Consider the following 6,417-nt stretch of genomic DNA (forward strand, 5'->3'; position numbering starts at 1 on the left):
CTCCTACGGTAGGAGCGGCCCGCGGCCGCGACGCGTGCCGGCTTGGATCTGGCCGGATGAATGATCAAGGCCGGAATCGCCACGCCGCACTCATTCGAGAATGCGCCGCTTGCCGTCGAGTAGAAAGGTGATCGCACGTTTGAAATCGGCCATGGAAACGACCTGTTCCTCGCCGTGGCGCAGCGAGGCGTAAGAGGCTGCCAGCAGCACGGCGTTCTGGATATCACCGCCGGCCGCGTTCTCGGAATACTGGGCCAGGAGTTCGAAATCCACGTCGGCGTGGATCGGCAGTTCCGCCGGGCAGTGACCCCGCCACAGTTGCCGGCGCTGTTCGGTGGCCGGCAGACGGAACTCGACATGGGCCAGCACCCGGCGCAGGAAGGCGGTATCGTAATTCTTCACCAGGTTGGAGGCGAAGATCACGGCTCCGTCAAAGTTGTCCAGCTCGATCAGGGTGGTGCTGCGTGCCACGTTGATCGAATTGTCCGCCGCCTGGGACACGCTGGTCAGGCGTTTGCCGAGGATGGAATCGGCCTCGTCGAAGAACAGCAGGGCACCGGTGTCGGTGGCGCGGCGGAAGGCGGCGCGGATGTTCTTGGGGGTCTCACCGACATACTTCGATTCCAGTTCGGCATAGCTGATGACGAGGATCTCGCGCTCCAGCATGGCCGCGATTGCCTCGGCGGCCAGGGTCTTGCCGGTCCCCGGCGGGCCGTAGAAGTTCAGTGCCACCCGCCGTCCGGTGCGCGCGACCGACCCGAGATTCCAGCAGCCGAACAGCAGGTCTTGCGACAACAACACATTCACCGCTTCGCGGATGCGCGCCAGGGTCTCGGCGTCCAGCACCAGTTGGTCGAGCCGGTGACGGGGCGGGCGTGGTCGGAAGCTCTCGAATTCCGTTTCGGGCTGCGGTTCGGCGTCGGGGTCGGCTGCCGTCGGACCGGACGGGCTCGCCGTGACCTGATAGAGCGGCTGTTGTCCCGCTGTCGGCAGGCCATCCGGCACCGCCCGCCCCGGATTGAAGTCCACGCGGATGCGCGGCCGGCCCAGTTCCGGGGGGAACTCGCACCCGTCGTAGAGCCGGATCAGCTTGCGCAGGAAGGCATTGGACGCCTCGGCCGCGACCTCCACGGAGGTATCGGTCCCGCGTTCGTGACACTCGGGACAGTAGAGGATCGGCGCGCCCTGCGCCTCGATCCAGTAGTGTCCCAGGTTGGATTTCTTGCCGTGGTGCGACAGGATCAGTTCACAGCCATGGATCGGGCAGGTGGGTTTCTTTTTCAGCATCGACATGGGGGCGCAGTATAACGAAGGTCGACATGTCGGGAGCGTTCAACGCGGCACCGACGCGCATCCGTTCAACCAAATCGGGATTGGCCGGAAGGGGCGGGCGAATGCGACGAGGTCAGCCCGACGTCCGGACAGCACCGCTTCCGCGGTCGCCCGATCGAAAGCATCTGCCAGGATGTAGGGACCGTGGAAGCGGTCGCGCAGTTGCATCTTCAGTTCTTACGGCACCGGTGGCGTACCCATCGCCAAGGGCGCGGGGCTCCCAGGTTACCGGACTCGGGTGCGGGATTCATGCAGGCTTGCCGAAAGGACACTAACACCGACCATCGGCAAAGGGATGCGGAAATTCGGCGATCCCAGGTCGGACAGATTGCGCCGCGCCAACGGTGCTGGTGATACCTGTTACCCAAGTGTTAGCTCCGGTGTGGCCTGGACTGACTCCCATCAGGCCGCTTCAAAGTTCTCGACCTGCCGATATTGCCCTTCCACGAGTCTCTCCACGACCGACCCAAGCGCGGCAAAATCCGGCGCGTCGTCGTCGTGGCGCATGCTCGAACAGGTCCTCGCCATGCGGCAGTACATGGCGACCTTCTGCGCCAGGTGGGCGGGCGCGTCATCTTTGCCGGCTGGGGACAGGCTGACCAGACAGGCCGCCGTCACAAAGTGGGCGGCCTGCCGGGCAAAATCCATCTCCAACAGGTCCGACTGCGGATTGGTCTCCACATAGATGGCATGAACGGTGTGATAGGTCGCGGCGAGTTCCTCCGCCGTGGCGTCGCTCTTCGCCGCCACCTCCACCGCGTGGCGGAGACGCGGATCTTCCGCCAGATCCAGCACATCGCTGATGAACTTTGCCGCAAGCTGACGCTGAGCCTTGAGCGACAAGGCACTGAGGCGGTTCTTGAAATCCAGGTAGTTGGCGATCTTGCTCATTGGTCATTCCTCTTCATGGATGATCGTTGTTGCACCCGAGTTATGGCTCAGCACGCGAGACCGATGGTGCCGCAGCAGGCCTTGACTCACCCAATGCGGACGGCGGTTGAGCGGCTTCGAGTTGCTCCAGATCCATAAGCTCGGCGACCCGCTCCGGCGTATACCCCAATCCCTTGAAATCCATGATTCCATCACGCGCATGGCAGTCCCGGCACTCGCGACCCTTACCCTGGATGCCGTGATTGATCATGAGGGTTCCCATCTGGCGCATCCAGTGCGGTTCGACGTTCACCAGTTTGCCGCCCACCAGCGGATACTTCGTCTGCCAGCCCCCGCTAACCCCGAAATAGGACATGAACTCGTCCATCATGTAGAGCTTGAACGGGGTCTGATACATGCGCTGGATGATGGGGTCACGGACCGCCTGGACAACCGCCGCCTTGGGGTCGCCGGTCTCATAATAGGTCGGATAATCGAACGGCAGGATCATGGCGCCAAAAGGCCCCTGGTTGCCCATGTCCTCGTACATCATGGCGTTGAAGAGCTTGAAGGGATAGATCCGGCTTGACCCCACGGTCATCGGCGCGCGTAGATTGGTGTCGATCATCTGGCGGCGCCGTTCAAGCATCGCCGGGGAGAGTTGCGACAGCGGATCGGTGGCGGCCTTGACGTATGACTCGACCTCGATGTCGGGATACGTCGCCTTGAGTTTCAGCGCCGCGGCACGGACCGCGGCGATGACCTCCGAATCGGTGATGCGCACCATCTGTTGCATCAATGGATCATAGTCGGTCGTCCCGCTTGGGTTGTTGCCGAGCGCGTTGGCCAGGAAGGTACCGTTACCATTGAACCAGAGGAAGGTGAAGCCCTTGCCGACCGCCCCGGAGCGATAGATGTCGGTCGGCTCGTAGATCCCCTCCTCGACGTTCCAGGTCGGATGAACCCAGTCCCGCAACACCACGCTATTCTCCTGTAGGCTCTTGATATGACAGGTCTCACAGGCAAGCCTGGCGACATGACCGTTGAGCAGCGCCTTGTATTGTGAATTGTTGTGCGGGGCGCGGGTGTGACAGGTCTGGCAGGACACCTCCTGGCCGGGCAGATCGTTGGCAACCAGGTCCACGCCGAGTCGTCCGCGCGGAATCCGGTGCCCCTCCGGGACATGGCAATCGGTACACTGGATGCCCGCCGCGGCATGCACATCATCCTGCGGGCTGAAGGGATTACCGCGTTTGGCACCGCGGTGCGTAATCCGTTTGTTCTCTGTACCCAGCGCCTGGACTGCCTGGTTATGCAGGTAGGCGTCGCCGCCCATGTTGTGCTGATGACAGCGCAGACAGTGGTCATTGCGAATGGGCCCCACCGCCAGGGCGGCGCGCATGCTCCGATCCTGATTCCACCGCTGGCCATGGGCATCGCGGATGACATGGCGCTGGTTCATGTCGTACTCGGTCGAGTGACAGATCAGGCAATCGATTCCGTCTTTCGCGTCGTCCGGCACGTCGCCGACCGGCATCATCTTCTCGGTGGCCGGTTGGTAGTTGCCGCCAATATGGCACTGACCGCAACCCTCGCTGCGCAGTTCGACGGCGCCCTGGGCGGCGGCCGGACGGCTGGCGACCAACGCGGCCCAACCGGTCCAGGTGAAACTGCCGGGGATGCCGCAGGCGCGGTCGATCTTGCCGACCGGGATCTTGCGGGAGCCGCTGGCGTTGACCTGGCGTCCGTCATAGCCATAGGTCGAGAAGCCGGCGGCATCGCTCTGGAACTTGAAGTGGACGGTGTTCACCAGGTTATCCAGGGTATCGACGGTGGTGACGCGGCCGTCCGGGTGGCGCACCTTCATGCTGGGGTGGCAACCCAGACAGGTATGCGGCCCCTCGTAACGGCGGATGCCGGCGTCCCGGAAGTAGCCGATATGCGTCGGTTCGGTCTCGCGGATGAGGGATGCGGTGTTCATCAGCATCTCCATCTTGACCTGGCGGGCGAGCGGCGCCTGATCGGCACCGACGATGGCCGCGGCCTTGGCGTAACGCGCCCGCTCGCTGAGGTCTTGGGCCAGGGCCTCGAACTGCGGCTCGGTCAGGGTCTGACTGCTCGCATAGGTCAGCAGGGCGTTGGTCTTGCCGACATAGGCATCGAACACCGGCGGATAGATGAACTTATAGGCCAGGGTCACGACGGTCAGCGCGATCACGGTGATCGCGGCCAGGCGCCGGACCCGCCGGGTTTCGGGCGTAAGGAACTGGTGCAGGGAGGCTTTCATGATGCGATCCTCGGCGGTTGGGGGGAAGGCCGCGGCTGGTGAGGGAGAGTCGTCATGGCGCATGCGTCCCGGACTCGCGGTGCCAACCGGTCAGCATCGCGCGCGGATTGGTGAGTGGCGTCTCCCCGGTGGTGATGACATAGACATGCACCAAAACAAAGAGTGCCAGGCCATAGGCGACGGTCAGATGGGTCATGGCGACGATCCACAGGGCGCCGATTCCGAATAGCGTCTCGGGCAGGTAGGCCGCAAACAGGAAGGCCCAACCGCTGAGGATCAACAGCGGCATCAGCAGATACATCGCACCCAGATAGCTCAACTGCTGCAAGACGTTGAACTTCATCGCGTCACTGACCGCGAAGGGATGCGGGGCACCGTGGAAGATGCCGTAACCATAATAGCGGACCTGCGCGATCAGCCGTCCCACCAGGCCGCGCAGCCGGACCCGGTAGTGCCGGCCATTGTCGCTGACCAGATTGCCGACGACGAAGCCGATCCAGCCGAGCGTCAGCAGGATCCCGGCGGTATTGTGCACCGGCACGGCCACCTTGAAACCCAGGAGCCACGGGGTACCGGCAAAGTGCATGCTGGCGCCGGAGACGATCAGCACCAGGAACAACAGGGCGCTGAGCCAGTGCCAGAGTCGCAGCCAGCGCGGATACAGATACAACGCAATTGCAGTCATGGCTAATTCCCCCGTGACCGTTGATAAGCCCGATAACGACCGAAGCCATGAGCGATCAGTCCCAACGCGGTCAGGCCGATGAGGATCAGGCTCAGGCGATCGATGAGCACACTGCGGCTCATGCCCACGACATAGGCCTCGTTGAATACGGCTTTGGCCAGCAGACCGTCGCGTGCCAGGTCTTCTTTGGAGCGATAGGCATAGAGCCGACTGAGCAGCCGCTGGTTGCCCGAATGACAGTTGACGCAGGTCAGGTTGCTCTCCTTGGCCGGCAGGATCCGGTGCGACACCCGCTGCGCCTCGTCGCCGCCGGCGATCGGCGTGTGGCACTCGATGCAGCGCACCGCCGCCCAATGGGCGTCCCGGTTCGGCAGCCACTGGTGCAGATCGCGCAGCGGATCGCGGACCTCCGCGTGGCAGGACAGGCAGACCCGGTTGTCGTCCCGGACGATCTCGGCGAGCGGCCGGCCGACCTTGGAGACACGGAAACCGTGCGGGTCGTGGCAGGAATGGCAGCCGAAGCCCCGCGCCCTGGGTTTTTCAGAGGTGGCATGGATGCTCTCGGCGTACTGTTCCGCGATGGTCTGGAACGGATAGTCGGTCCGTTCCTGGTCTTGCCGGTGACAACCGACGCAATCGAGCTGCTCGCTGGTCGCGGACTGCGGATGCGGATAGTACCGGAAGTCCGGCGCATGACATTTGATGCAGGCCAGTTCACCGTGGACCGACCCGGCCCAGCGCCCGGGATCGATAAACAGCTCGACCAGCCCGCCGGTGGTGCCGTCCCGGTAGGCCAGGGTCGCCATCGCATGACAGCGCAGACAGGCGCGGTTGTCGGCCGGCGGGTCGACGCCCGGCGGCTGGGACGCGTCGATGGCGCCGACCGTGACCAGCAATGCGGCCAGGACCGACGACTGCGCGGTGGTCAGGCGCCGGCCGCGTCGAGGTGTTGGGGGCTTCTCGTTCATAGCTTCTCCTCGGTGCAGAAACGCTCGTGCGCCAGACCGACTTGACCTGGGTGCAGAGTCAGATGGCCTTGATCATAACTCCGGCCACCCTCCTGCACGGGAGGTCGCTGGTCCGCACAGCGGACCCTACGGCCCTCAAGCGTCCCGCGGCGGTCAGGCGCTGCTCGTAGTCGGGAATCGGGACGTAGACGGTGATGTTGGCCTGCGCACAGGTGGCCAACTGCGCCTCGTTGAAATAACCGGCATCGACCACGACGGTCATGGTCTCGACCCCC

At 63.8% G+C, this 6,417-nt stretch carries 7 protein-coding genes; all 7 read right to left on the reverse strand.

From position 1 onward, the window contains the following. Positions 1–90: 90 nt before the first annotated feature. The gene (locus QZY03_RS00005) at positions 91–1,293 is read right to left on the reverse strand and encodes an ATP-binding protein (RefSeq protein ID WP_295576876.1); all 1,203 of its coding nucleotides are present in this window, start codon (positions 1,291–1,293) and stop codon (positions 91–93) included. A 39-nt stretch (positions 1,294–1,332) separates the two neighbouring features. Further along, on the reverse strand, positions 1,333–1,500 hold the full coding sequence (locus QZY03_RS00010) for a hypothetical protein (protein WP_295576878.1): 168 nt from the start codon (positions 1,498–1,500) through the stop codon (positions 1,333–1,335). Positions 1,501–1,734: 234 nt separating this feature from the next. Continuing rightward, positions 1,735–2,223, reverse strand: coding sequence for a hypothetical protein (locus tag QZY03_RS00015; RefSeq protein WP_295576881.1), 489 nt, complete (start codon positions 2,221–2,223; stop codon positions 1,735–1,737). Positions 2,224–2,263: 40 nt separating this feature from the next. Then, positions 2,264–4,489 (reverse strand): nitrite reductase, encoded by a 2,226-nt coding sequence (locus QZY03_RS00020; RefSeq protein WP_295576883.1) that lies wholly within the window; start codon positions 4,487–4,489, stop codon positions 2,264–2,266. A gap of 52 nt (positions 4,490–4,541) precedes the next feature. Then, complete coding sequence (locus tag QZY03_RS00025; RefSeq protein ID WP_295576885.1) at positions 4,542–5,174, reverse strand: cytochrome b/b6 domain-containing protein; 633 nt, start codon at positions 5,172–5,174, stop codon at positions 4,542–4,544. Positions 5,175–5,176: 2 nt separating this feature from the next. After that, entirely contained in the window at positions 5,177–6,142 is a 966-nt protein-coding gene (locus tag QZY03_RS00030) for an ammonia-forming cytochrome c nitrite reductase subunit c552 (protein ID WP_295576887.1), read from the reverse strand. A 58-nt stretch (positions 6,143–6,200) separates the two neighbouring features. Next, a partial coding sequence (locus QZY03_RS00035) for a hypothetical protein (RefSeq protein ID WP_295576889.1) occupies positions 6,201–6,417 on the reverse strand: 217 nt, incomplete at its 5' end.

This window comes from uncultured Lamprocystis sp. (assembly GCF_903933125.1).
GTDB lineage: Bacteria > Pseudomonadota > Gammaproteobacteria > Chromatiales > Chromatiaceae > Thiodictyon.

Excerpts from the sequence above, each read along its gene's own strand:
- QZY03_RS00005 (WP_295576876.1), bottom strand. The coding sequence starts at position 1,293 with ATGTCGATGCTGAAAAAGAAACCCACCTGCCCGATCCATGGCTGTGAA.
- QZY03_RS00010 (WP_295576878.1), bottom strand. The coding sequence starts at position 1,500 with ATGCAACTGCGCGACCGCTTCCACGGTCCCTACATCCTGGCAGATGCT.
- QZY03_RS00015 (WP_295576881.1), bottom strand. The coding sequence starts at position 2,223 with ATGAGCAAGATCGCCAACTACCTGGATTTCAAGAACCGCCTCAGTGCC.
- QZY03_RS00020 (WP_295576883.1), bottom strand. The coding sequence starts at position 4,489 with ATGAAAGCCTCCCTGCACCAGTTCCTTACGCCCGAAACCCGGCGGGTC.
- QZY03_RS00025 (WP_295576885.1), bottom strand. The coding sequence starts at position 5,174 with ATGACTGCAATTGCGTTGTATCTGTATCCGCGCTGGCTGCGACTCTGG.
- QZY03_RS00030 (WP_295576887.1), bottom strand. The coding sequence starts at position 6,142 with ATGAACGAGAAGCCCCCAACACCTCGACGCGGCCGGCGCCTGACCACC.